Source organism: Lactococcus hircilactis, from assembly GCF_009601015.1.
Classification (GTDB): domain Bacteria; phylum Bacillota; class Bacilli; order Lactobacillales; family Streptococcaceae; genus Lactococcus; species Lactococcus hircilactis.
In genome coordinates, this window is the sequence record NZ_WITJ01000012.1 from 96,396 (window position 1) to 119,422 (window position 23,027).

Sequence of the window (23,027 nt, forward strand, 5' to 3'; positions counted from 1 at the left end):
TCAAAAAGCAAAAGAATCCGGACCATGTATCATCACGGTTTTTCTATTACGCCCATTACGCCCAGTTTAAGAGGAGTGTGGAAAAGTATAATGTTTGATTCATTTCAAAACAAGAATAGGTTAAGTTTAAGTCTTTATAATAGAATAATGAAAAAATTAATATCATGGAGTAGTTTAATCCTCCTTTTAAGTAGTAGTACGGTCGGTTTTGCAGATCAAGCCACAACAAATGCAAGTTCAACGCCAACCACACAAAATAGCAGTGCTCAAACTGCAGCAACTCAAAATAAAACCAATCAAAATGGCACGGATGCTACAAATTCAGGTGAGAAAACTTCTGAATCTTCAAATTCTGAACAAACATCAAGTGCTCAAAAAAATGCAGGAACACAGACAAGTACGACCGCACAAGAAAATACAGCACCTATTGCTAATGACAGCACAAAAAGTGATCAAAATCGTAATTCTCCTGCTTCCTCAACAACTGTGATCAAAGAAACGGTCAATAACAGCTCAAAACCCAATCAGACAAATCTGATTCCAATCATTTTGTCCAGCTTATCTGCTGTGGTGACCATCGTTGGGGGAATTCTGGCATTTTTGAAACACCTCAGAAAAAAAGTCGGAACGCAAAAATCAGAAACACCTACGACACTTTCGATAACCCCTGCATCTCAGGAGCTTAAACGAACACAAACGTCAGACAAACGACGCAGACGCAGACATTCTTAAAAAAAAGAAAAGGATTGATTATGAAATTTAATGAAGCACAGATGCTCAAATACGCAGAACACTTAGCAAGAGCGTGTCAAGCTGGTGACATTATTGTCCTTACTGGAGAGCTTGGTGCAGGAAAAACAACTTTTGTGAAGGGATTTGCATTGGGACTTGACATTCATCAAATGATCAAAAGCCCGACTTATACAATTGTACGCGAATATGAAGGACGTTTGCCGCTTTATCACATGGATGTTTATCGGGTAGGTGATGATCCAGATTCCTTTGATATGGATGATTATTTATTTGGTCAAGGCGTTTCTGTGATTGAGTGGGGGGAGCTTTTAGGAAAAGATTTACCACAAGATTATCTGGAAATTATTTTTGATAAGTATGTGGATGGTTTTGATGCAGATGGAAAGCGCGAGCTCCGTGTGATTCCACATGGAAAACGGTATCAAAAATGGGTGCTCATGCAGGATAATAAGGCTTAAATGCCTTTTTTATTTTAGGTTTTGATATATGAAATTAATATTTTTTATCGTTTTGATATTGTTAATTGATAAAATTTTGGTATAATTCTAATATGAAGCTATGGATGAAATCTCTCCTGATGACAGGAGCAATTGTTTTACTGACTGTTGCAGCAGCTGCAGCTTATTTGTTTACAGTATCAAATTCAACTGTAAACGCACTCAAATCCACTTATACCAATGTTGGAAATAAAAACACCACAGAGGTACTCAAAGCAACAAAACCTTTAACCATCGTTTTATTGGGAGTGGATACGGGAGGTGCAGGGCGCGGCACAGCGGATAGTTGGAATGGAAACTCGGATTCACAAATTGTAATGACGTTGAATCCCAAAACCAATACCACGACAATGGTCTCAATGGAACGCGATACCATGACAAACATTATGGATGCAAGCGGAAAAATTGTGTCAAAACAAAAAATGAATGCCGCTTATCCGATGGGTTTTAATGCGGGCGATGCTTCAGGCAAAGGACTTGAAACGGCTGTTGGGTATTCGATGAAAACGATTGGATCACAAGCTGGAATTCCGATTGATAACTTTTTTACGATCAATTTTGATGGCATCATTAATTTAGTCAATGCAGTCGGTGGAATTGATGTATATAACGATCCTAAAAATATTGTATCTTATGAAAAACCAGCGATTCATCCTGGAGACATCTATATTTCAGATACAGAACCAGAATATACAGCCGTTGTAAAACCTGGAAATCAGCACCTCAATGGGGAGCAAGCCTTGGTTTATTCACGCGACCGTCATCACCGTGCAGATGGAGATTATGGACGGCAAGCAGCGCAGCGTGAGGTGATTTCGCAACTCATGAAGAAACTTTTGGCTTTGGACAATGTGACACAATATCAAAAATTACTCAATGAAGCAGCAAAAGATTTTAAGACAAATATTCCCATCACCAACTCAACCTTGTCTTATTTGTTGAGCTATAAAGATTGCTTTAAGAAAATTGTATCGATTCAATCCATCGGAAATGGTCAGATGGTCAATGGCGGATCTTATGAGTTTTTCTCTGAAAATACTTATTTGGCCTTCCAAAATGCGATGCGACTCTCGCTTGGTGAATCAGCAGAAACCAGCTTGAATCCTGATTTAGTGACACTTGAATCTTACTTTGGATCTACATCAGATTATTTTCTTCCCTCAGCGACAGTGACTGAAAAAGGAAAACAAACCATTTATGGTGTTGCAACAGATGGTCAACTCGTGACACTCAATGCACAAAATTCTGGGAAATATGTGTCAGCAGTGACAGGAGAAGGATTAACAGCAGCAGAAACAAGTTCAAATTCGAGCACAAGTGCATCCTCTTCATCAAGTGGTGCAGCTGCACAGACAAATCAAAGCAGTACAAGCGAGCTTCCAGATGGATTGACTGCAACGACGACACAGGGCGTTTATACATCGCGTAAAGGCTATACTGTCTATTACAAAAACGGGAATTACGTCTATGAAAATGGCACACTTTATCCAGATGGGACAAAATATCCAGGTCAATAATTGAAAAATGAATTAAATTATGGTAGAATAATTTCTGTTGGGCTTGACGATTTCTGTCAGTACTGACAGAAATTTTTTTGACTTTTTGTCAGTACTGACAAAAAAAGTTGGTTCAGTAGCTCAGCTGGATAGAGCATTCGCCTTCTAAGCGAACGGTCGAGGGTTCGAATCCCCCCTGAATCATGGTGCCAAACCTCGCCTTGCCTTCGTAGCAAGGCTTTTTTGTACTGTTTTTTGCTTTTGTGCCAAATTTGTGCCAAATCACTTACTATTTATTTCGCTAAATATTTTTTAATATTATCGCTAATTTTTTTCAACGCTTTAAAATTTGAGAATATCCCCCCTGAATCATGGTGCCAAACCTCGCCTTGCCTTCGTAGCAAGGCTTTTTTTGTACTGTTTTAGCCCTTAAAAAGAACTGCTTTTGATTTTCTAAAAAATGCGTTAAAAAAATGAAAAGGTCATTTGGATTTTTTTTTGGTATAATATAAAACATGACAAGATATAAAGCATTGATTGCCTACGATGGTACAGCTTTTGCGGGATTCCAAACGCAACATCACACGCGAACGATTCAAGGTGAAATTGAAAAAGTGTTGACACGACTCAATGCGCATGAACCAGTGATTGTACAAGGATCTGGACGTACAGATGCTGGCGTTCACGCATTGGCTCAAGTGATTCATTTTGATTTATCTGAGGATTTTGATTGTGAGCGGTTGCGCTTTGCACTGGATACACAAACGCCGGCAGATATCGCTGTCACTCATGTCACCAGTGTTTCAGCAGACTGGCATGCGCGATTTGCACCGCATGAAAAAGTTTATGAATATTATCTTGAGCATTCAAAAGTGAGAAGTCCGTTTCACAGACTTTATCGTGCGCATTTTCGATATGCTCTTGATTTAGAAAAAATCCGTTTAGCTCTTCAACTCCTGAGTGGAACGCATGATTTTACAGGATTTACAGCGAGTGGATCTTCTGTCGAAGATAAAATAAGAACCATTTCACAAGCTGAACTGATTGTCATTGATGACGAAAATGTTAAATTTGTTTTTCGTGGCAACGGATTTCTCTATAAGCAAGTGCGAAATATGGTGGGGACATTGATTAAAATCGGCAATGATCGCATGCCCGTGTCACAAATTACAAAGATTTTGGAGAGTAAAAATCGCAAATTTGCAGGACCAACTGCCGCACCAGAAGGACTGATTTTAAAAGAAGTGATTTATCTTGAGAATCAAAGCAGTGTTAAGATTCAAAACGAGTGAATTTTAACTGAGGGGGATTTATTTTGACGAAAAATATTTTAGCAGTCCACGACATTTCATGTGTGGGACGCTGCAGTTTGACGGTAGCATTACCCATTTTGAGCCATTTTGGGCTGGAAACACGCGTATTGCCAACAGCACTTTTATCAACGCACACGGGTGGATTTACAGGATTTACGTATCTTGATTTGACTGATGAAATGAAGCAAATCATGACCGCATGGCAACCACTGGATTTGAAATTTGATGGTATTTATAGTGGTTTTATGGCTTCTGCTGAGCAGATTGATGTGCTTAAAACATTGATCAAAACCTATAAAACTAAAGAAAATCTGATCATTATTGATCCTGTCATGGCTGATAATGGAGAATTATACAGTGTTTTTGATCGAAATTTTGTGAAAAAAATGGGAGAATTAGTCGCTTATGCGGATGTTCTGACCCCTAATATCACAGAAGCGTGTTTGCTGACAGATACTCCATATCCAACAGGACTTCATGATGCGGCGTTGATTGAAACGCTCTTGAATAAATTGCACGAAAAAGGGGCTAAAACGATTGTTCTGACTGGTGTGAAAACGCACGAGGATCAAATTGGTATTGCTGTCAGTACAAAAAATCATCCGAATCATTCTGAGTGTTACATGGCTCAAGAAATTAAAGGGGCTTATCATGGCACAGGAGATATTTTTGGCTCCGTTTTGAGTGCTGAGTTGTTACGTGGACAATCGACGCTTGACGCGGCTAAAACGGCAGTTGATTTTGTTGTTTCATCAATTTTGGCGACACCTGTCAGTAATGACAAACGCTACGGCGTTGAATTTGAACAGGTTCTTGCCAGTAAGAAATTTTAATAAAGGAAAAAAGAATGCAAAAATACTCCACCCGAAGCATTGCGATTTTAGGATTATTATCCGCTGCTACATACGTCGTTGGACGGTTCGTACAAATTCCCATTCCAGCAGTGAATGGCTATGTGACCTTACTTGATGCAGGCATTTTTACAGTTGCGCTGACGTTTGGAAAAAAAGAAGGTGCAATTGTTGGGGGGCTTGCGGCATTTTTGGCCGATCTGACGAGCGGTTTTCCACAATGGATGTTTTTTTCCTTGCTCATTCATGGTTTTCAAGGTTATTTTGGCGCACTGACAAAAAAAATCTGGCTCAATTACCTTTTGTCAGCACTGACAATGGTGGGCGGCTACTTTTTGGCGACGTGGGTATTGTATGGTTTTGTGGCAGCAATTAATCCGCTCACAAACATTCCAAATCTCATTCAAACGACATTGGGCTATGTATTGGGAACAATGTTTTCAAAACTATTAGAAAGAACAGGAATCGCACATGGATTTAAAAATAATTGAATCAGAAACACAGTTCATCATTGATGACGTCATCGAAAAGTCAGGCATAAAAGCAGGGCAGGTCTTTGTTTTAGGTCTTTCTTCAAGTGAGGTCAATGGTGGTGTGATTGGTCACAATTCTTCTGCTGAAATTGGAGAAGTCATTGTTGGTGTGATTTATCGAACGCTCAAAAAACAAGGAATTGATCTTGCGGTTCAAGCGTGTGAACATCTCAACCGCGCGCTACTTGTCGAATCAAGTTTTGCACAAAAGAGTCAAGCTGAAATTGTAAGTGTGATTCCTAAACTCCATGCAGGAGGCAGTGGACAAGTTGCAGCCTATCACTTATTTGAACATCCTGTTGAAATCGAACACATTACAGCTCACGCGGGACTTGATATTGGGGATACTGCGATTGGGATGCACATTAAACACGTCCAAATTCCAATCCGTCCAAACATCAAGACGCTTGGTGCGGCGCACGTCACTGCACTTACGACCCGTCCTAAGCTGATTGGTGGGGAACGCGCGAGCTATAAAGCATAAAAAGGATGCGTTGGGGGTGAGTTTCATCAGTGCAGCGCTGATGGTGCGTGATTTTTGATCTGATTTTTACCTCAAACGCGATTAAGAAATTTTGAAACTTGACAAATTGTTAAAAATCACATATAATTAAGTTCGGGCACTGGTTTTATTATAAATAAAATCAGAAATTCAAGAAAGCTCCCCATCGGGGGAGCTTATTTTTATTTTCCCAGATCAGTTAAAGTCAAGTGAATCAACAGAAATAAGGAGAAGAAATGGCAACGAAGTATATTTTCGTCACAGGTGGTGGAACGTCATCAATGGGAAAAGGAATTGTAGCAGCGTCACTTGGACGTTTGTTGAAAAACCGAGGACTAAAAATTGCGGTTCAAAAGTTCGATCCCTATCTTAATATTGATCCAGGAACGATGAGTCCTTACCAACATGGTGAAGTTTTTGTCACTAATGACGGCGCTGAAACAGATTTGGATTTGGGACATTACGAGCGTTTTATTGATATTAATTTGAATAAATATTCTTCTGTCTCATCTGGAAAAGTATATAGCGAGATTCTTCAAAAAGAGCGCAAAGGAGAATATCTTGGTGCGACGGTACAGATGGTTCCGCACGTCACGAATGTGATTAAAGAAAAGATTACACGTGCTGCAACAGCGACGGATGCAGATGTCATCATCACAGAAATCGGTGGAACAGTCGGTGATATGGAAGGGATGGCAATGATTGAAGCCATCCGCCAAATGCGCATGGACATGGGTGCAGAAAACGTGATGTATATTCATACTGTGCCAATTTTGAATTTGCGTGCTGCTGGCGAATTAAAAACAAAAGTAGCTCAAAATGCGACAAAAACACTGCGTGAATTTGGAATCCAAGCAAATATGCTTGTGCTGCGTACAGAAGTTCCTGTGACAACGGAGATGCGCAATAAAGTTGCAATGTTCTGTGATGTTGCTCCTGAAGCAGTCATTCAGTCGGTTGATGTGGATCATCTTTACCAGATCCCATTGAACCTACAAGCCCAAGGCATGGATCAAGTGGTGTGTAATCATCTCAAAATCAATGCACCAAAAGCAGACATGACGCAATGGTCAGAGATGGTAGATCGCGTCATGCATCTGAAAAAGCGGGTGAATATCGCAATGGTTGGAAAATATATCGAAGTTCCAGATGCGTATATTTCGGTCGTTGAAGCACTGAAACACGGTGGATTTCCATTGGATGCTGAGGTGGACGTTGATTGGGTCAATGCAAATGAGCTCAATGAGGATAATGTGGTGCACCGTCTTGAACACGCAGATGGGATTATTGTCCCTGGAGGATTTGGCCATCGCGGAACAGAAGGAAAAATTTCTGCAATCAAATACGCGCGTGAAAATGATGTCCCATTTTTAGGCGTTTGCCTAGGAATGCAACTGACTGCTATCGAATTTGCACGTCACGTGTTAGGACTTGAGAAAGCGAATTCGTTTGAATTGGATCCAGAGACAGCTTATCCAGTCATTGATATCATGCGCGATCAAGTGGACGTCGAAGAAATGGGTGGCACACTTCGTTTAGGACTTTATCCAGCAAAACTAAAAGCGGATTCTAAAGCAGCACACGCTTATCACAATGCAGAAGTTGTCCAACGCCGTCATCGTCATCGTTATGAATTCAATAATAAATTCCGTGATCAATTTGAAGCTGCAGGATTTACCTTCTCTGGTGTCAGTCCTGACAATCGCTTAGTTGAAATTGTGGAGCTCTCTGACAAAAAATTCTTTGTGGCCTGTCAGTATCATCCAGAATTACAATCCCGTCCAAATCGTCCTGAAGAATTGTACGCAGCATTTGTCAAAGCATCATTAGAAGCACGTGAAAATCAAGCCTAAAAAATTTCTGTCAGTACTGACAGAAATTTTTTTGCCATTATTTTTAAGCTGTTTGGTGGAAAAAGGACTTATTTGAGTTGCTTAAGAATGGTTTTGAGCGGTGCTATTTTTTCAAAACTCAAGCGAAAGACAAGCACCATTTTATTGGCTAGAATTTTTGAATCAAGCGCTGCGCATTTTTTTTGGTCTGTTAAGGATTGGGCGATTTCAAGTTCATACGTTTGCCACATTTCAAGAAGGCGCCGTTTTAACGTCTCGCTTGTGTCAATCAATTGTGGAAGCGATAAAAAACGTGTCTCATCTTCATCCAATGATACGGTTAATACCCATTTTTGGAAGTCCTCCCAAGGAGAATTCCACGCTGTCAGCGCTGACAAGAGCTGATCAAGCAACTCACGATCATTGACAAAAATGAGGGCTTCTTTTGATTTAATGTATTGAAACAACGTTTTTTTAGCAATCCCACACACCTCAGCAATTTGTGCAGTATTGATTGGAGGGAGTGCCATCATGATGAGTACACTCACTTCTCACAGCTCAGTAGTAGTTGTAGCACTTGCTTTATTCATTTCAGGCGCGGGACAAGGCGCAATCATTCAAGTCGCACTTGTCGCAGGACAAAATGCTGTGAGTTTTGACAATATCGGTGCGGCAACAGGCGCACTGAATTTCTTTAAATCTTTGGGAGGAAGTTTTGGAAGTGTGATTTTTTCGGGACTTTTAGCAGATTTTGCAAGAAAAAATCTTCATGCCATCCCGCTCGCACAAAATTTTGGCCGCACGTTTTTAGCCCTTATTCCTCTGATGCTGATCAGTTTTTGCTTAGCTCTCCTCATGAAAGAAAAACCCCTGTCAGATCAAATGATCAAAGTAGCAAAAGGACAAGAAGAAGTTCCAGAGTATTAAAAAAACAAAATCATTTTGATATGACCCTCAAAAATCAGACGTTTGAGGTGCACATCAGCACGATTTTGTTTTTTTTAATTTAAACGGGTGAATTTTCATGAGCTAAATTTGTTTGCTCTTCATCATCGTCGTCGGTATTTTCTTCGATGTTATCCAACGTTTCTTCGAAATCATCCAACTGATCTTCGACATCATCGAGTCGATCACGAATGTCTTGATTTTGTTGATAGACTTCATTAAGTAAGATCTGGATATCGCCCAGCATTTCGGTTTGGATCTTTTGGATTTGCATGTTTGACGTCTGATCGTCCATCATGAGATGATCTAATTTTTCATGCAATGCAGCCACACCTTTTTCAGATTTGATATTGGTTTGAAAGTCATTTTTTGCGGTCAATCGATCATGATCAGCAGCACGATTTTGACTCATCATGATGAGTGGTGCTTGCATCGCAGCAGTGACAGATAAAAATAAATTCAACAAAATGAACGGGTATTTATCCCACTCAAGACCAAAAAAAAGTCCAGTGACATTTAAAAACATCCACACCAAAAGAATCCCAGTGTATATGAGAATGAAATTCCAAGATCCTACAAATTCTGTGACCTTGTCTGCGGCTTTTTCACCCCATGTTTCTTGGGCTTCGAGTTGCTCTTCAACGTCATGGATTTCAAAATTTGCCTTTTCAAGTTCTTCGTTCAATCGATCATTTACGGTAAAGTTTTTTTGCAAATCCAAATGGAAAAGCGTGTCCAAAACTTCCAAACGGAACTTAACTTGATGTTCATTACAAATGAAACTGTGTGAATCACAATTGGGATAATCTCGCTTGATTACTCTTTGTAAACTTGGATCAAGATTCTCCAGATAATCGCCACCAGAAACGCGATGAATGCGTCCATTAACTAAACAGATGACTTTATTTGATGCAAGTGGAGCCATGTGAAATATGGCTTCAGAATGAATTGCTCAAAAAAATTGTTGCACAAATAAGAGTGCGCTAAAAGAGTGCACGTGTGCAAAATTCTTTTTACAGATTAGCGAACAAGAGCGTGCTTTTTGTCTTGTTCAGCGATAATGTAAGTATTATAATAAAAATCTGCGTTCGGGGGTATAGGGGTGTCGCTATTCAAAACTGAAGCACTCTCCTTTCGTTTGATGATTTAGTGTATTGTTTTAGATCAATACAGTCCTCTTATATTATAACGTGTTTTTGAAAATTTTCAAGTCTCAAAAATTGCAAAATGAAAATAAATGAAAAAAACCTGTCAGTAAAGGAAAAAATTTTCCGTCAGTGCTGACAGGTTTTTTTATTTTTCTTTTGCGGGATTGAGTAACCCAATTTTTGAGATGACATAGACAAAAACGCCAAAGATTAAGGAAACAGCAAGCGTCCAAACAGTATTATCAGCAACGCCGGCTAAAGCTGTCATGATATATCCAGCGACCTCACCAATCACAGCTGACCAAAAAAGTGCAACAATAAGTTTCATTTTTACGCCTCTTTCATTAAATATATTTCACTGTCCAGTATAATACAAATTGATCAAAATATCAATTTCTAGCAAAATAAAAATTTCCCATCTTTTTGAAAAATCAAGTATAATAGAAGAAGAAACAGGGTGAAAAAAGAAAAGAGAAAGGAGTTTTATGTTCGTCCCACTTAATACCAAAACAGAATATAGCTTTTTAGACAGCATGGTTAGAGTATCAGATTATATCAAAACAGCAGCACAGATGGGCTATCAAACGATTGGCATGTGTGATAATGGAAATCTTCACGCCGCCTATCGCTTTATCCAAATGGCAAAAGAAAAACAGCTTCGTGCAGTGATTGCGATTGAGCTTGCATTTGAACTTTTTGATTTTCCCATGTCGATGGCCTTCATTGCAAAAAATACGACAGGATATAAAAATCTCTTACGAATCTCGACTTTATATAACGAGGGACACACGCAATTTTCAGCCATAAAAGCTTACTTATCAGGTCTTGCAATCGTTATTCCAGAAGCTTATGGCGATCTGTCAGCACTGACAGAATTAAAAAATCAAGCAGAACTCTACGTTGGAATCACGCATCAAACGAGCCCAAAAACTACATTTACGCTTCCCATTATTCCTTTTGATTCTGTGCGCTATCTTGCCTCTTTCGATCAAGCCACATTGGAGGTTTTGCACGCCATCAGAAACAACACTACTTTTGAAGAAGGAAAAACACAAAGCAATAAAGAGCTTCTTTTACGTCCTGAAGTTTATGAAAAATTCTATCAAAAAAATTTTCCACAAGCGCTAAAAAATCTGTCAGTACTGACAGAAAATATTTCCTATGCGCTGACAGAAAAACTGGACTTACCACAGTTTGACAAAACGCAAGATGCACAAATTTTGCTTGAAAAAATGGCAGAAAAGGGCTTAAGCGTGCGCAAAAAAACAAGTCCAACCTATCGCGATCGGCTCAGACATGAATTAAACGTCATTCACACAATGGGATTTGACAACTATTTTCTAATCGTTGGTGATTTACTCGCTTACGCTAAGAGACAAGGCATCTATTGTGGCATGGGACGAGGCTCTGCAGCAGGATCACTCGTTGCATACGCCTTACAAATCACGCACGTCGATCCAGTCGCTAATGCTTTGATTTTTGAGCGTTTTTTGAATCCAGAACGTGTCGCCATGCCCGATATTGACATTGACATGCCCGATGACCGGCGCAGCGAATTATTGGATTACATGAAACGCAAGTACGGAAGTGACCATGTTGCACAAATCGTGACATTTTCAACTTTTGGAAAACGCCAAGCACTCAGAGATTGTGCCAAAGCATTCAAAATGACTGAAATCGAAATCACGGGACTGACAAAAATGTTGACCCCAAAAAATGAATTTCTTGAAGACGAATACCTTCATAATCCAAAATTCAAATCAGAACTTCTAAAAAATGCGACACTTCACCAGGTCTATGAGCGTGCAAGACGGATTGAAGGCATGCCTAGACAAACCTCTACACACGCCTCAGGCGTTGTTTTAAGCGACGACTCACTCATCAACCACGTCCCTCTAAAACCCTCTGAGGATCTCTTTTTGACCCAGTATGAAGCACACGATGTCGAAGCATTAGGACTTTTAAAAATTGATTTTTTAGGCTTGAGAAATCTGACCTTGCTTGCGCAAATGCGAAAAGCTGTTTTAGACAAACAAAAAATAGACATTGATCCGCTGAACATTGATCTTGAAGATTCTGAAACCTTAGCGTTATTTAGAGCAGGGGATACTCAAGGCATTTTCCAATTTGAAAATCCTCAAATGCGACGATTTTTAAAAAATCTTGCTCCGACAACATTTGATGATCTGGTCGATGCCACTTCGATTTTTAGACCTGGTCCTAGTCAATTCATTCCACAATTTGTCGCCCGACGCAACACAAAAGAACCCTTTCAATCGATTGACCCCTCACTCACAGAAATCCTCGCCCCAACGTATGGTATTATGATTTATCAAGAACAAATCATGCAAGTCGCACAAAAATTTGCAGGTTTTTCTCTTGGAAAAGCAGATTTACTTCGCCGCGCCATCTCAAAGAAAAAAGAAAATGAATTTGAACAACTCCAATCTGAATTTTTAGCAGGAGCCATGAAAAACGGACATGATGAAACTCAAGCACAAAAAATTTATGCCCTCATTGAACGTTTTGCAAATTACGGGTTCAACCGCTCACACGCGTATGCGTATGCTGCCCTTGCAGTTCAAATTGCATATTTTAAAGCCCATTTTCCAGCAGAATTTTATGAAGTTCAACTCAAAGACCGCAAACGTGAACAAATGATTACGGATGCCTTAGCGCACGGCTTGACCCTTGAGCCATTGTCCATCAATCAAAGTCCATATCACGACCGCATTCAAAATAACAAAATCAGCTTAGGACTCTCGCACCTTCAAAATCTCCAACGAGATTTTGCCTATTGGATTGTCGAAAATAGACCATTTAAAAATTTAGAAGCCTTCATCAGAGCATGTCCAGAAAAATTTCAAAAAGAAGAAACCCTCAAAACACTCATAAGCGTGGGGCTATTCGATCAAATGGATGCCAACCGAGGTAAACTTTTATTTAATGTTTCAAATCTCATGGATTATGTCCAAAATATTCAATTTGATTTATTTAAAGATTCACCGCTCAAATTCAGCTACCAAGCAGCAAAAGATTTATCTCAAGCACAAAAATACGAGATTGAAAAAGCAACTTTAGGTGTTGGTATCACACCACATCCTATTGTAAGTCTTGCTCAGATCTATCAAGGAAATTTTACACCATTGACTCAGCTTCAAAAAAATAGCAGAGCCACACTTTTAGTTGAGGTACTCTATATCAGAGTTCATCGCGCAAAAAATGGACAAAATATGGCATTTTTAACCTGCTCAGACAGTCAAAATAAAATGGACATCACGCTGTTTTCTGAAACATATCGTCATTATGAGACTAAACTAGAAAAGGGAAATTTTTATTTCATCACAGGAAAAGTCACTGAAAGAAACGAGCAATTACAACTGGTTGCTGATCGCATCGCTCTTGCTCAAGAAAGTGACATCAAACTCTGGCTCAATCTCAAAGATGCAAGTAAAAATACAAAACTTCACCAGATTTTAAAAGAATTTCCAGGACAGCATCAAGTGATTCTCCACTTTTCAGATCGAAAAACAACACAACAAACGACCACTTACGTCGATCAAAACGAAATGCTCATCAAAAGACTAGAAGGTTATGTTCAAAATGCAGTATTCAAATAAAAAAGGAAGAACAGCTTCGTTCTTCCTTTTTTAAATTTATCCCATAAATCCATAAACAGAAAACCACATCAAAAGGGCAGCGATTAAAACGAACAAATGCCAAATCACGTGGGCAAACGGGAACTTAAAGTGATAAATGAGTGCGCCCAAAGAGTAAACCACACCACCAGAGACGAGCAACCAAAAGTCAAGTGGTGAGATTGTTTGCCAGAGCGGATAAATCGCAAGTAAAATCATCCACCCCATCAAAACGTAGAGCACCGTTGAAGATTTTGGAACCCGATTCCATTTGGGTAAATAAATCGCTGTCAATGTGATTCCAGTAATCGCACAAGCCCAAATGACTCCGAAAATGGTCCATCCTAACCACCCACGAACCGCCACTAAACAATAAGGCGTGTAAGTTCCTGCAATTAAAAAATAAATTCCACTATGATCAAAAACACGAAAAACATTCACTGCTTTAGTAAAATGCAAACTGTGGGCCAAAGTAGAAAATAAAAAGAGTAAAATTAATGCGGCCCCATAAATACTTGCTGAAACGACCTGCATTGCAGAGCCACTTTGAGCAGCTCGAACAAGAAGTAAAACAAGCCCTGCAATCGCTAAGCCTAATCCAATGCCGTGTGTGATGGAATTGAAAATTTCATTTAAAATTAAATAACTGCGTGATTCTATTTTTTTCATGTGTCCTCACTCTTCATTTTGCAATGAAAATAAGTTTCTTTATCGTCTTAAAAGCCATTAACAGATTGTAATGTTCCTACATCAATTTTTATCACAACTGAAATAAAAGAACATTAAAAAACCAATCAGCCCAAAAGATGATAAAAAATAAAATCCTTTTTTAATCCATGACCTCTTTTTTCATCTTTCCAACTAAAAATTTGATATAATATATAATATCACAAATTGTATAGAAAAGAAATGAGTATTTTGAGTGAAATTTTAGTTTTCATTTCAAAGATACTTTATTGATACAAAGGTTTGTTCACGTAAAATAAAAAAAGTGTTTTTTCCTCAAAAATGAACGAAAAGAATTTTTGGAGAATAATGAGCAACCTTAAATACAAAAACTGGTTTGGAGAAATTATGGCAATTAAAATTGTGACAGATTCGTCAATTACAATTGAACCTGAAATCGCACAGGCACTCGACATTACCATTGTGCCACTTTCGATTATGATTGACGGGGTCTTGTATTCTGATGTGGATTTGACGTTTAAAACATTCATGTCTAAAATGGCAAATGCTAAAAATTTACCAAAAACAAGTCAGCCTCCTGTGGGAGTGTTTGCTGAAGTGTATGATGAATTGGCGGTAAATGCAGACGAGATCATTTCGATTCACATGACTGATATCTTATCAGGAACAGTAGAAGCGGCACGTCAAGGTGGACTTTTATCTGGAAAATCAGTGACCGTTGTCGATTCTGATTTCACAGATCAAGGACTTAAGTTCCAAGTGGTCCAAGCGGCACAGATGGCAAAAGATGGAGCAACTAAAGAAGCAATTCTTTCAGCAATCCAACACACACGCGAAAATACAGAACTTTATATTGGATTTTCAACGCTAGAAAATTTAGTTAAAGGCGGACGCGTCAGTAGAATGACAGGCTTATTTGGTGCTTTATTAAATGTTAAAGTGATCGGGACCCTTAGAGATCATGAGTTAGGGACGATTGTGAGAGGGCGCGGGACTAAAACCTTTCATCGCTGGTTGGATGATTTATCCGAATCCATCTCAAAATCAGGTCGAAAAATAAAAGAAATTGGAATCTCACATGCAGAAAGTCTGGAGTTTGCGGGGCGTGCAAAAGAAACCCTTCAAAAATTTGTTGAAAAACCGATTTCTGTTTTAGATACAAATTCTACCATAGCAACGCATACTGGACCAGGTGCGTGGGCGATTATGATAAATTATGAATAAGATGAAAAAAATATTACTGAATTTTGCTGGCTTTTTGCTGGCAATTTTGCTTATCTTTATTGTATTGTGGGTTGCTATTCCAAAAGCAAAAGACCAGTTTACGTCAGATAAAACTGCGATGTTAAAAACTCAAAAAATTCGATATGTCGCGCTTGGAGACTCATTGACTGAAGGTGTGGGAGATGCGACTGCTCAAGGTGGCTTTGTCCCTTTATTTGCAAAACAGATTCAAAACGTAAGTGGTGATGTGGTTGAAAGTCAAAATTTTGGAAAAGCGGGGGATACCAGTGGACAGATTTATACGCGAATGACGACCAAAGCGGATCTTAAAAAAGCCTTGAAAACGGCAAATGTCATCACAATTACAGTGGGCGGAAACGATGTGATGCACGTGTTAAAAGATAATTTTTCACGTCTTTCAAACCTTACTGAAAAAGATTTTAAAAAGCCCGCATTGGCTTATCAAAAGCGATGTGAGAAAATCTTTGCGGACATCAGAAAAGTCAATCCGACTGCACAAATTTATGTTTTAGGCATTTACAATCCGTTTTACTTAAATTTTCCAAATATTACCATGATGCAAACCATCATTGATCAGTGGAACGATGCAACCAAACACGTCGTTCTTGCTCAGAAAAAAGCGTATTTTATCCCAATTAATCAACTTTTATACAAGGGAAATGAAGGGCAAGAAGCGATTGAAGAAGTCAAAGGAAAAACAACATCAAAAAGCGAAGTCACCAATCAACTCCTTTATGCTGGAGATCATTTTCATCCCAATAATAAAGGCTACCAAATCATGGCAGATGCAGTATTTAAGGCCTATGAAAAGGAAAATCATTCGAAATGATAAGGACATATCATGGATAATCAAGAAAAAATTTCAAGAAAAAATAAAACAAGCTCAGCGCCAAATATAAAAGAAAAAAATGCTACAAAAAAAATAAATCCACTGCCAAAAAGTACAGTTTGGAAGGTTCTTTTTCTGGTTTTATTGGCGTTTAATCTTGCTGTGGTTCTCTTTGTCGGCGTTCGCGCTACGAGTTTTCGGGATGAGGCAATTTTATCTCGCACACAAGCGACATCAAAAAATCAAAGTGTTGCCACAGTGACAAGTACAACTCAAGAACTCAATCAATTGATTGCAACGTATATCAATGCAAATCAATCTAAAAATTCTGATTTGACGTATAAGTTTTACATCTCACAAGAACAAGCCGTTTTAAATATGACCTATAAAGTGCTTGGAACGAAAATTCCAATTTACATTTATTTTGAACCGCTTGCTTTATCTGATGGTTCAATTAGTTTAAATGTGACGAGTATCTCGGCTGGGACGTTGGGACTTCCGACAAAAGAAATTTTACAGTTGCTCAAATCCTACAATTTACCAACTTTTGTTGAGATTAAAAGTAGCTCAAGTCAGCTGGTCATCCATTTGGATCAGATCAAGGTAGCAGGTGGATTTTACTTAAAATCAAATCAAATTGATCTTACAGCAGGAAAATTTAGTTTTGATTTGATGAAAAAGAACTAAAAACTGATAAAAAATGGAGAAAAATGGCTTAAAGAGCCGATTTAGCTTGCAAAGACGGGCAATATTTGATAGAATAAACAGTGCCTAAGTAAAAGGTAAAAAATTAATGGAGGACATTTTTAAAATGGCTAACAAACAAGATCTTATCGCTGAAGTTGCAGCAAAAACTGGTTTGACTAAAAAAGATTCAGAAAAAGCAGTAAACGCTTTTGGTGAAGCAGTTACAGCATTCCTTGCTAAAGGTGAAAAAGTACAACTTATTGGTTTTGGTACTTTTGAAACTCGCGAACGCGCAGCACGTGAAGGACGTAACCCTCAAACTGGTGCAGCAATCAAAATCGATGCAACTGTTGTTCCAGCATTTAAAGCTGGTAAAGCATTGAAAGATGCCGTTAAATAATTTAACTTAAGAAATACCGATGTCATGCGTTTGCATGGCATTTTTCTTTTTTTATTTTCGTTTTAGAACATCTGATTGAAAATGTGCTATAATATGAGAAATAGGAAGTCGAAAACCAGCTCTAAAAAGGGCTGGTTCTGATTTTGAGGTTAGATGAAAAGGAAAGAAAACAAGTGATTTATTTCGATAATTCAGCAACAACAGCCATGGCGCCTGAAGCAATCAAAACTTATACTGATGTGGCGATGCGAGTGATGGGGAATCCGTCTAGTTTGCATCAGCTAGGAGCGGTAGCAACGCGCTTGCTTGAAGCATCGCGTCAGCAAATTTCAGCATTATTGGGGGTGTCGTCAGATGAAATTTATTTTACAAGCGGGGGGACTGAAGGAGATAATTGGATTTTAAAGGGAGTAGCTTTTGAAAAACGGATTTATGGACGGCACATCATTGTTTCAAGTATCGAACATCCTGCCATCAAAAATACAGCACAGTGGCTCAAAACTCAAGGATTTGAGGTGGATTATGCTCCAGTAGATGCACGTGGATTTGTTGACGTTTCAAAACTTGCAGATTTACTTCGTGAAGATACAATTTTAGTTTCTGTGATGGCAGTCAATAATGAAGTAGGGTCGATTCAACCGTTAAAAGCAATCTCTGAGTTGTTGGCTGATCATCCAACAACTGGTTTTCATGTTGATGCCGTACAAGCGATTGGAAAAATTGCTGTCGAAGATTTCATGTTACCGCGCGTGGATTTTGTGACCTTCTCTGCACATAAATTTCACGGTCCACGTGGTGTTGGCTTCGCAATGATCAGGGCAGGAAAAAGATTGACTCCACTTTTACATGGTGGCGGTCAGGAAAATAATCGACGTTCAACAACAGAAAACTTACCAGCGATTGTGGCAACAGCAAAAGCTTTGCGCTTGACGCTTCTGGATGATGCACTCAAACGCAAAAATGTGAGTCAGATGAAGCAAGTGATGCTTGAGTCACTCAAAACTTATGATAAGGTGATTTTGTTTAGTGAAATGGCAGATTTTGCGCCCAATATCTTAACGTTTGGCATTCGAGGAGTACGTGGAGAAGTGCTCGTTCATGGATTTGAAAATCATGAGATTTATATTTCGACGACATCAGCATGCGCATCAAAGAAAAATGCAGCAGCTGGAACACTGGTTGCAATGCATGTCCCAAGTCACTATGCAACCAGCGCTGTAAGAATCAGTCTTGACTTTTCCAATAATATGGCAGAAGTCGAACAGTTTTTGACAGTTTTTAAGCTCTTGTATGCTGAATTTGATAAAATTGCCCATTAAACAATTCTGTCAGTACTGACAGAATTGTTTGTGTGTGATGAGGTAGAAAAAACCACTTTTTAGTGGTTCTTTATTATTTTGTGAGTGATGCGTGTGTTAAATCATAAATCATTGCAGAATTGACTTTAGAAACTCCCTTGAGCTTGGGATTTAAAAGGAGTGATTTTGCTTGAGTATCAATCGGATCGATATTGGATTGCTCATAAAGTGCTTTCTCGGCCGCCTTGTAATCTGCGTAACGTTTTTCTGGATCATTGACATCTGGAAGCGTTGTTGCAGATTTATAGGCTTGATCAAAAGCTAGATTGTTCACTTTTCCATCATTCATGGTTGAATCAGTAATAAAATTAATCAAGTAATCGGAAGGTTCATTATAATCTGCTCCCCAGCTTGAGAGGATAATTTGGAAATTTTGGTTTGTTGCGTCTTTTAAACGTTGCGCCTTAGGGACAAGATTTTCATTGATGGTAAGTCCTGGTAAATCTTTTTCGAAGTTTTGTTTGAGATAATCAACAGCGGCTTTATGGAATGCATCATCACTATCTCCTTCAAGCGTCAAGCTCAACGTTGTCTTTCCGAGTTCTTTTAGTCCTTCTTTAAATAATGCAGCTGCTTTTTTTGCATCATAGGTGTAGGGTTGTGCAGCATAAGTGGCAAAATCCTGCCCATTTGGTGCTTTGTCAAGTCCATTTGGTGTCGCTGTTTTCAAAACTGTATAAGAAGGAGCAGCTGTATTGAGGAGACCTTGGCGGTTAGTGGCGAGATTAAAGGCTTCACGGATTTTAGTGTTTTTTAAAGCAGGAACAGTACCAGATTGATTATATTCAATGGTATCTGTTCTTGGAGAAGGAAGAACGGTAAATCCTTTATTTGCTTTATTGGCAGCAATCAATGTGGGTGTATCCAAAATTGCAACATCGAGTTTGCCTTGCTTATATAATTGCGCTGCAGTAGCCATGTCTGAAATCACCTGATAAGTGATCCCACGTGCTTTAACTGATTTTTTATCATAATAGTTAGGATTTTTAATGAGTGTAAAAATTTTATTAGAACCTGTCCAGCCCTTCGTTCCTTTAGCAAACATAAAAGCACCATCGTACAGGGTTTTGTCAGATGTTGTGCCGTAATATTTCCCTTCTTTTTCGACAAATTTTTGATTCAATGGATAGAATGCCTGTTCTGTCATTAATTTCTCAAAATAAGGGGTTTGTGAAGCGAGCGTGATGATGAGCTTGTCCTCTCCTTGCGCTTTAATCCCAAGACTTGAAACGGGTTTTTTACCATCCAAAATGTCTTTAGCATTGGCAACAGGGCTGAGTGCCGTGGCATATTCTGAACCAGTTTTTGGATCAATGGTGCGTTGCCAGCCATAAACAAAATCTTTTGCCGTTAATTTTTCTCCATTAGACCACTTTAATTGAGGTTTGAGGATCACGGTATAAGTCAAGCCATCTTTTGAAAGAGAGATGGATTTTGCTAAATCATTTTCAACGTGAGCATTTTTATCAAAACGGACCAATCCTGCTTGTACGTTCAATAATGTATCAATAGAATTGACATCAGAAGCAAGACTCGAATCTAAAGTAAGTAGGTCTGAATTCAAACTGTATTGAATGTAACGCGTGGATGAGGGGGTAGAGGATTGAGTTCCACATGCAGCGAGCACTCCTGTTGCAGCAATCGAAATCAAACCAAGAGAAACAATTTTATATTTTTTCATTTTATCTCCAAATAAAATTTTCATTTAATCTTTCTTTTTTATTATACAGCGCTTCTTAAAATTGTCAAAGAAATTTTACTTTTAAATGAAAGCATAAGAAAAAGAACACGATGTTCTTTTTGGGTGGTCAATTTAATCAAAATCGTATAATACAGTAGAGAGGTAACGCTCTCCGTTGTCTGGAAGAAGCGCGAGCACTTTCTTTCCTTTGCCCAATTTTTTTGCGATGTCATAGGCTGCAAACAAAGCAGCACCAGACGAAATGCCGACAAGAAAACCTTCTGTGGCACCGACTTTTCTTGCTGTGATAATCGCATCATCTCCTTTGACAGCAATGACGTCATCATAAGAAGTGGTGTCAAGAATTTTTGGAATAAAGCCAGCTGAGATGCCTTGAATTTTATGTGGTCCTGCGGCTTCACCAGATAAAATCGCAGATTCAGCAGCTTCAACAACATACGTTTTGACGTTGGCATTTGCTTTTTTGAGGGCGTGAGAAACTCCTGTAATTGTTCCTCCAGTCCCTGCTCCAGCTACAAATGCGTCTAATCCAATGTTGTCAGCACTGACAGAAAAGGCCTCCACAATTTCTGCTCCCGTCGTTGCTTCGTGAATGGCAGGATTAGCAGGATTTTCAAATTGCATGGCAAGAAAATAATTGTTTTCTTTGGCTAGTGTCTTTGCTTTTTCAATTGCAGCAGCCATTCCGCCGGCTGCTGGTGTCAAAACGAGTGTTGCGCCATAAGCTTGAATCAGCTTTCTGCGTTCAATAGAAAAGCTCTCTGGCATGACAATGACCACCTTATATCCCAAAGCAGCTCCCACAAACGCAAGACCAATCCCAGTATTTCCAGAAGTTGGCTCAACAATGGTCCCACCATCAGCGAGTTTTCCCTCTTTTTTTGCGGCTTGAATCATTGCCAGTGCAATCCGGTCTTTTACAGAACTTCCTGGATTAAAACTTTCCAATTTGACATAAATATCAGCAGAATCTTCTTGTGTGTGCTGAAGTTTGACAATCGGTGTTTTCCCGATTAATTCAGTGATGTTATCATAAATTTTACTCATTTTTTTGACCTCTTTTAAAATTTTTAAACGATTAAACATCAATCGTTGATACTTCTATTTTAACGTAAAAAAAACTTTTGGTCATAACATTTTTTTATAGCAGGATTTAAATTTCGATGTTATAAAATACAGAAATAAAAAGAAATGGCTTTACAAAACGCTCTTTTTTTTATTATAATAGAACATAAGAACTTTTGATCAAATGAAAGCGAGTCTTCTATGAAAAATAAACATCAATTTGCATTGGGTGCATCTGTCTTAGCGTTGTCAGTACTGACAGGAGTAAAAGTGTCTGCACTTTCTGTGTCCTCCATCGCAACAGCAGCAACACCAATTGCTCATCAGTATGGATTGTATCCATCGGTCATGATTGCACAAGGCATTCTTGAGAGCAGCCACGGCCAAAGTGCTCTTGCAAGTCAATATAACAACATTTTTGGTGTAAAATACACTTCAGGAAATCCAGTTTACCTCCCAACAAAAGAGTACATTAATGGGCAAATGAAGACGGTAGTTGAGCCATTTCAAGCGTACAGTTCTTTATATGAAGCGTGTTTAGCGCAAGCTCAAATGATTCGCGGCTCAAAACTCTATGCGGGTGCTTGGCGTGAAAATGCGAGCTCTTATCGTGACGCGACAGCTTGGTTGCAAGGGCGTTACGCAACAGACCCTGATTACGCCTCAAAGCTCAACGCCCTAATCCAAGAACTAGGGTTGAGTGCTTATGATAATGGCGGAGTTCCTTCATCAGCACTGACAGCCTCACATCAGAACTCAGCTGCTAGCTCAAGTGCTTACACGGTCAAATCTGGGGATACATTATCTGGAATTGCTGCAACGTACGGCACGACAGTCTCTTCATTGATGTCTGTCAATGGACTTTCTAATCAAAATCAACTTCAAGTTGGACAAGTCCTAAAAATAAGCGGTACTTCCACATCAGCTGCAACAGCGAGCGCTACAAGCTCATCTCGTAGTTATACCGTTCAATCGGGGGATAGTCTATCCTCTATTGCAGCACGTTACGGCATATCTATCCAGCAATTGATGGCTGATAACGCAATTGCGGATGCAGATATGATTCATGTCGGAGAACAATTGAATATCGCGTCCTCATCTCAAAATGTTGCAACAACACAGCAAGTTTCCCAAACGACAAGTACGTCGTCACATTCTGGATACACGCACACCGTTGTTGCAGGGGAGAGTTTATACTCAATTGCCACTGCCAATGGCATGAGTGCACAACGCCTAGCAGAAATCAATGGCATTGGTATTAATCAAACCATTTTACCTGGTCAAACGATCAATATTTGATGATCATTTTTCAAACGTTCAAGGAAATCTTGAACGTTTTTATTTTCTCTAAAAAACAAAATAAACGATTTTAGTTAATTTAATAAAAACAACTCAAATATCCTCCTAAAAACAAATCAGAAATAAGCTAAAACCGCTAAAAATAAGCGCTTAACTCAAGCTTGACTTAACTCAAAATAAATTTAAAATAAAAGAGAAGTAGTTTGTCTTACTATCGGAGGGGATTCCCCTCACGTCACTAAAGGGG

22 protein-coding genes and 1 tRNA gene are annotated in these 23,027 nt (G+C 38.9%); 17 read left to right on the forward strand and 6 right to left on the reverse strand.

The window, feature by feature from the left end; all coding sequences use genetic code 11:
• Positions 1–147: 147 nt before the first annotated feature.
• The 9 genes from GHI93_RS09405 to pyrG all read left to right on the forward strand — a co-directional run bounded on the left by GHI93_RS09405 (position 148) and on the right by pyrG (position 7,798).
• Positions 148–732, forward strand: coding sequence for a hypothetical protein (locus GHI93_RS09405; RefSeq protein WP_153496799.1), 585 nt, complete (start codon positions 148–150; stop codon positions 730–732).
• A 14-nt stretch (positions 733–746) separates the two neighbouring features.
• Entirely contained in the window at positions 747–1,211 is a 465-nt protein-coding gene (tsaE, locus tag GHI93_RS09410) for a tRNA (adenosine(37)-N6)-threonylcarbamoyltransferase complex ATPase subunit type 1 TsaE (RefSeq protein ID WP_415579469.1), read from the forward strand.
• A 92-nt stretch (positions 1,212–1,303) separates the two neighbouring features.
• Positions 1,304–2,767: an LCP family protein gene (locus GHI93_RS09415; protein ID WP_153496800.1), complete on the forward strand. Its 1,464-nt coding sequence runs from the start codon at positions 1,304–1,306 to the stop codon at positions 2,765–2,767.
• A gap of 109 nt (positions 2,768–2,876) precedes the next feature.
• A tRNA-Arg gene (locus GHI93_RS09420) sits at positions 2,877–2,950 on the forward strand.
• A gap of 311 nt (positions 2,951–3,261) precedes the next feature.
• Entirely contained in the window at positions 3,262–4,038 is a 777-nt protein-coding gene (gene truA / locus GHI93_RS09425; protein WP_153496801.1) for a tRNA pseudouridine(38-40) synthase TruA, read from the forward strand.
• Positions 4,039–4,061: 23 nt separating this feature from the next.
• Positions 4,062–4,892 carry a pyridoxamine kinase gene (locus GHI93_RS09430; RefSeq protein ID WP_153496802.1) on the forward strand — a complete coding sequence of 277 codons (831 nt, stop codon included), beginning with the start codon at positions 4,062–4,064 and terminating at the stop codon, positions 4,890–4,892.
• 14 nt (positions 4,893–4,906) lie between these two features.
• Complete coding sequence (locus GHI93_RS09435; RefSeq protein WP_153496803.1) at positions 4,907–5,401, forward strand: ECF transporter S component; 495 nt, start codon at positions 4,907–4,909, stop codon at positions 5,399–5,401.
• The gene (locus tag GHI93_RS09440) at positions 5,382–5,927 is read left to right on the forward strand and encodes a TIGR01440 family protein (RefSeq protein ID WP_153496804.1); all 546 of its coding nucleotides are present in this window, start codon (positions 5,382–5,384) and stop codon (positions 5,925–5,927) included. The genes GHI93_RS09435 and GHI93_RS09440 overlap by 20 nt, the downstream gene beginning before the upstream one ends.
• A 254-nt stretch (positions 5,928–6,181) precedes the next feature.
• Positions 6,182–7,798 (forward strand): CTP synthase, encoded by a 1,617-nt coding sequence (gene pyrG, locus GHI93_RS09445; RefSeq protein WP_153496805.1) that lies wholly within the window; start codon positions 6,182–6,184, stop codon positions 7,796–7,798.
• Between the two features lie 68 nt (positions 7,799–7,866).
• Here the strand turns inward: pyrG and GHI93_RS09450 are convergent, their stop codons facing one another.
• Positions 7,867–8,310: a TetR/AcrR family transcriptional regulator gene (locus tag GHI93_RS09450; protein ID WP_153496806.1), complete on the reverse strand. Its 444-nt coding sequence runs from the start codon at positions 8,308–8,310 to the stop codon at positions 7,867–7,869.
• On the opposite strand from GHI93_RS09450, the gene GHI93_RS09455 reads away from it, so the two are divergent.
• The gene (locus GHI93_RS09455; RefSeq protein ID WP_153496807.1) at positions 8,309–8,704 is read left to right on the forward strand and encodes a hypothetical protein; all 396 of its coding nucleotides are present in this window, start codon (positions 8,309–8,311) and stop codon (positions 8,702–8,704) included. The two genes, GHI93_RS09450 and GHI93_RS09455, sit on opposite strands and share 2 nt — an antisense overlap.
• Positions 8,705–8,783: 79 nt before the next feature.
• Here GHI93_RS09455 and GHI93_RS09460 read toward each other — a convergent pair whose 3' ends face one another.
• The gene (locus GHI93_RS09460) at positions 8,784–9,647 is read right to left on the reverse strand and encodes a DUF1003 domain-containing protein (RefSeq protein ID WP_153496808.1); all 864 of its coding nucleotides are present in this window, start codon (positions 9,645–9,647) and stop codon (positions 8,784–8,786) included.
• A 368-nt stretch (positions 9,648–10,015) separates the two neighbouring features.
• Positions 10,016–10,198 carry a DUF2929 family protein gene (locus tag GHI93_RS09465; protein WP_153496809.1) on the reverse strand — a complete coding sequence of 61 codons (183 nt, stop codon included), beginning with the start codon at positions 10,196–10,198 and terminating at the stop codon, positions 10,016–10,018.
• A gap of 157 nt (positions 10,199–10,355) precedes the next feature.
• Here GHI93_RS09465 and GHI93_RS09470 point away from each other — a divergent pair, with 157 nt between their 5' ends.
• Positions 10,356–13,490: a DNA polymerase III subunit alpha gene (locus GHI93_RS09470; protein ID WP_153496810.1), complete on the forward strand. Its 3,135-nt coding sequence runs from the start codon at positions 10,356–10,358 to the stop codon at positions 13,488–13,490.
• A gap of 36 nt (positions 13,491–13,526) precedes the next feature.
• On the opposite strand, the gene trhA is transcribed toward GHI93_RS09470, so the two are convergent.
• Positions 13,527–14,177 (reverse strand): PAQR family membrane homeostasis protein TrhA, encoded by a 651-nt coding sequence (gene trhA, locus GHI93_RS09475; protein WP_153496811.1) that lies wholly within the window; start codon positions 14,175–14,177, stop codon positions 13,527–13,529.
• Positions 14,178–14,582: 405 nt separating this feature from the next.
• Between trhA and GHI93_RS09480 the strand changes: the two genes are divergently transcribed.
• The 5 genes from GHI93_RS09480 (at position 14,583) to GHI93_RS09500 (ending at position 18,675) form a co-directional block, all read left to right on the forward strand.
• Positions 14,583–15,419: a DegV family protein gene (locus tag GHI93_RS09480; RefSeq protein WP_153496812.1), complete on the forward strand. Its 837-nt coding sequence runs from the start codon at positions 14,583–14,585 to the stop codon at positions 15,417–15,419.
• Complete coding sequence (locus GHI93_RS09485) at positions 15,412–16,269, forward strand: SGNH/GDSL hydrolase family protein (protein WP_153496813.1); 858 nt, start codon at positions 15,412–15,414, stop codon at positions 16,267–16,269. The genes GHI93_RS09480 and GHI93_RS09485 overlap by 8 nt, the downstream gene beginning before the upstream one ends.
• Before the next feature lie 12 nt (positions 16,270–16,281).
• Positions 16,282–16,956: a YpmS family protein gene (locus GHI93_RS09490; protein ID WP_153496814.1), complete on the forward strand. Its 675-nt coding sequence runs from the start codon at positions 16,282–16,284 to the stop codon at positions 16,954–16,956.
• 124 nt (positions 16,957–17,080) lie between these two features.
• The gene (locus GHI93_RS09495; RefSeq protein WP_153496815.1) at positions 17,081–17,356 is read left to right on the forward strand and encodes an HU family DNA-binding protein; all 276 of its coding nucleotides are present in this window, start codon (positions 17,081–17,083) and stop codon (positions 17,354–17,356) included.
• Between the two features lie 173 nt (positions 17,357–17,529).
• The gene (locus GHI93_RS09500) at positions 17,530–18,675 is read left to right on the forward strand and encodes a cysteine desulfurase family protein (protein WP_343030354.1); all 1,146 of its coding nucleotides are present in this window, start codon (positions 17,530–17,532) and stop codon (positions 18,673–18,675) included.
• Positions 18,676–18,748: 73 nt separating this feature from the next.
• Here the strand turns inward: GHI93_RS09500 and GHI93_RS09505 are convergent, their stop codons facing one another.
• Together GHI93_RS09505 and cysK are read right to left on the reverse strand one after the other, a co-directional pair.
• Positions 18,749–20,395 (reverse strand): peptide ABC transporter substrate-binding protein, encoded by a 1,647-nt coding sequence (locus GHI93_RS09505; protein ID WP_153496816.1) that lies wholly within the window; start codon positions 20,393–20,395, stop codon positions 18,749–18,751.
• 132 nt (positions 20,396–20,527) lie between these two features.
• On the reverse strand, positions 20,528–21,463 hold the full coding sequence (cysK, locus tag GHI93_RS09510; RefSeq protein WP_153496817.1) for a cysteine synthase A: 936 nt from the start codon (positions 21,461–21,463) through the stop codon (positions 20,528–20,530).
• Positions 21,464–21,682: 219 nt separating this feature from the next.
• On the opposite strand from cysK, the gene GHI93_RS09515 reads away from it, so the two are divergent.
• Positions 21,683–22,780 (forward strand): LysM peptidoglycan-binding domain-containing protein, encoded by a 1,098-nt coding sequence (locus tag GHI93_RS09515; RefSeq protein WP_153496818.1) that lies wholly within the window; start codon positions 21,683–21,685, stop codon positions 22,778–22,780.
• The last annotated feature ends 247 nt before the right edge of the window (positions 22,781–23,027 follow it).

Excerpts from the sequence above, each read along its gene's own strand:
- GHI93_RS09405 (WP_153496799.1), top strand. The coding sequence starts at position 148 with ATGAAAAAATTAATATCATGGAGTAGTTTAATCCTCCTTTTAAGTAGT.
- GHI93_RS09415 (WP_153496800.1), top strand. The coding sequence starts at position 1,304 with ATGAAGCTATGGATGAAATCTCTCCTGATGACAGGAGCAATTGTTTTA.
- truA (WP_153496801.1), top strand. The coding sequence starts at position 3,262 with ATGACAAGATATAAAGCATTGATTGCCTACGATGGTACAGCTTTTGCG.
- GHI93_RS09435 (WP_153496803.1), top strand. The coding sequence starts at position 4,907 with ATGCAAAAATACTCCACCCGAAGCATTGCGATTTTAGGATTATTATCC.
- GHI93_RS09440 (WP_153496804.1), top strand. The coding sequence starts at position 5,382 with ATGGATTTAAAAATAATTGAATCAGAAACACAGTTCATCATTGATGAC.
- pyrG (WP_153496805.1), top strand. The coding sequence starts at position 6,182 with ATGGCAACGAAGTATATTTTCGTCACAGGTGGTGGAACGTCATCAATG.
- GHI93_RS09455 (WP_153496807.1), top strand. The coding sequence starts at position 8,309 with ATGATGAGTACACTCACTTCTCACAGCTCAGTAGTAGTTGTAGCACTT.
- GHI93_RS09450 (WP_153496806.1), bottom strand. The coding sequence starts at position 8,310 with ATGATGGCACTCCCTCCAATCAATACTGCACAAATTGCTGAGGTGTGT.
- GHI93_RS09460 (WP_153496808.1), bottom strand. The coding sequence starts at position 9,647 with ATGGCTCCACTTGCATCAAATAAAGTCATCTGTTTAGTTAATGGACGC.
- GHI93_RS09465 (WP_153496809.1), bottom strand. The coding sequence starts at position 10,198 with ATGAAACTTATTGTTGCACTTTTTTGGTCAGCTGTGATTGGTGAGGTC.
- GHI93_RS09470 (WP_153496810.1), top strand. The coding sequence starts at position 10,356 with ATGTTCGTCCCACTTAATACCAAAACAGAATATAGCTTTTTAGACAGC.
- trhA (WP_153496811.1), bottom strand. The coding sequence starts at position 14,177 with ATGAAAAAAATAGAATCACGCAGTTATTTAATTTTAAATGAAATTTTC.
- GHI93_RS09480 (WP_153496812.1), top strand. The coding sequence starts at position 14,583 with ATGGCAATTAAAATTGTGACAGATTCGTCAATTACAATTGAACCTGAA.
- GHI93_RS09485 (WP_153496813.1), top strand. The coding sequence starts at position 15,412 with ATGAATAAGATGAAAAAAATATTACTGAATTTTGCTGGCTTTTTGCTG.
- GHI93_RS09490 (WP_153496814.1), top strand. The coding sequence starts at position 16,282 with ATGGATAATCAAGAAAAAATTTCAAGAAAAAATAAAACAAGCTCAGCG.
- GHI93_RS09495 (WP_153496815.1), top strand. The coding sequence starts at position 17,081 with ATGGCTAACAAACAAGATCTTATCGCTGAAGTTGCAGCAAAAACTGGT.
- GHI93_RS09505 (WP_153496816.1), bottom strand. The coding sequence starts at position 20,395 with ATGAAAAAATATAAAATTGTTTCTCTTGGTTTGATTTCGATTGCTGCA.
- cysK (WP_153496817.1), bottom strand. The coding sequence starts at position 21,463 with ATGAGTAAAATTTATGATAACATCACTGAATTAATCGGGAAAACACCG.
- GHI93_RS09515 (WP_153496818.1), top strand. The coding sequence starts at position 21,683 with ATGAAAAATAAACATCAATTTGCATTGGGTGCATCTGTCTTAGCGTTG.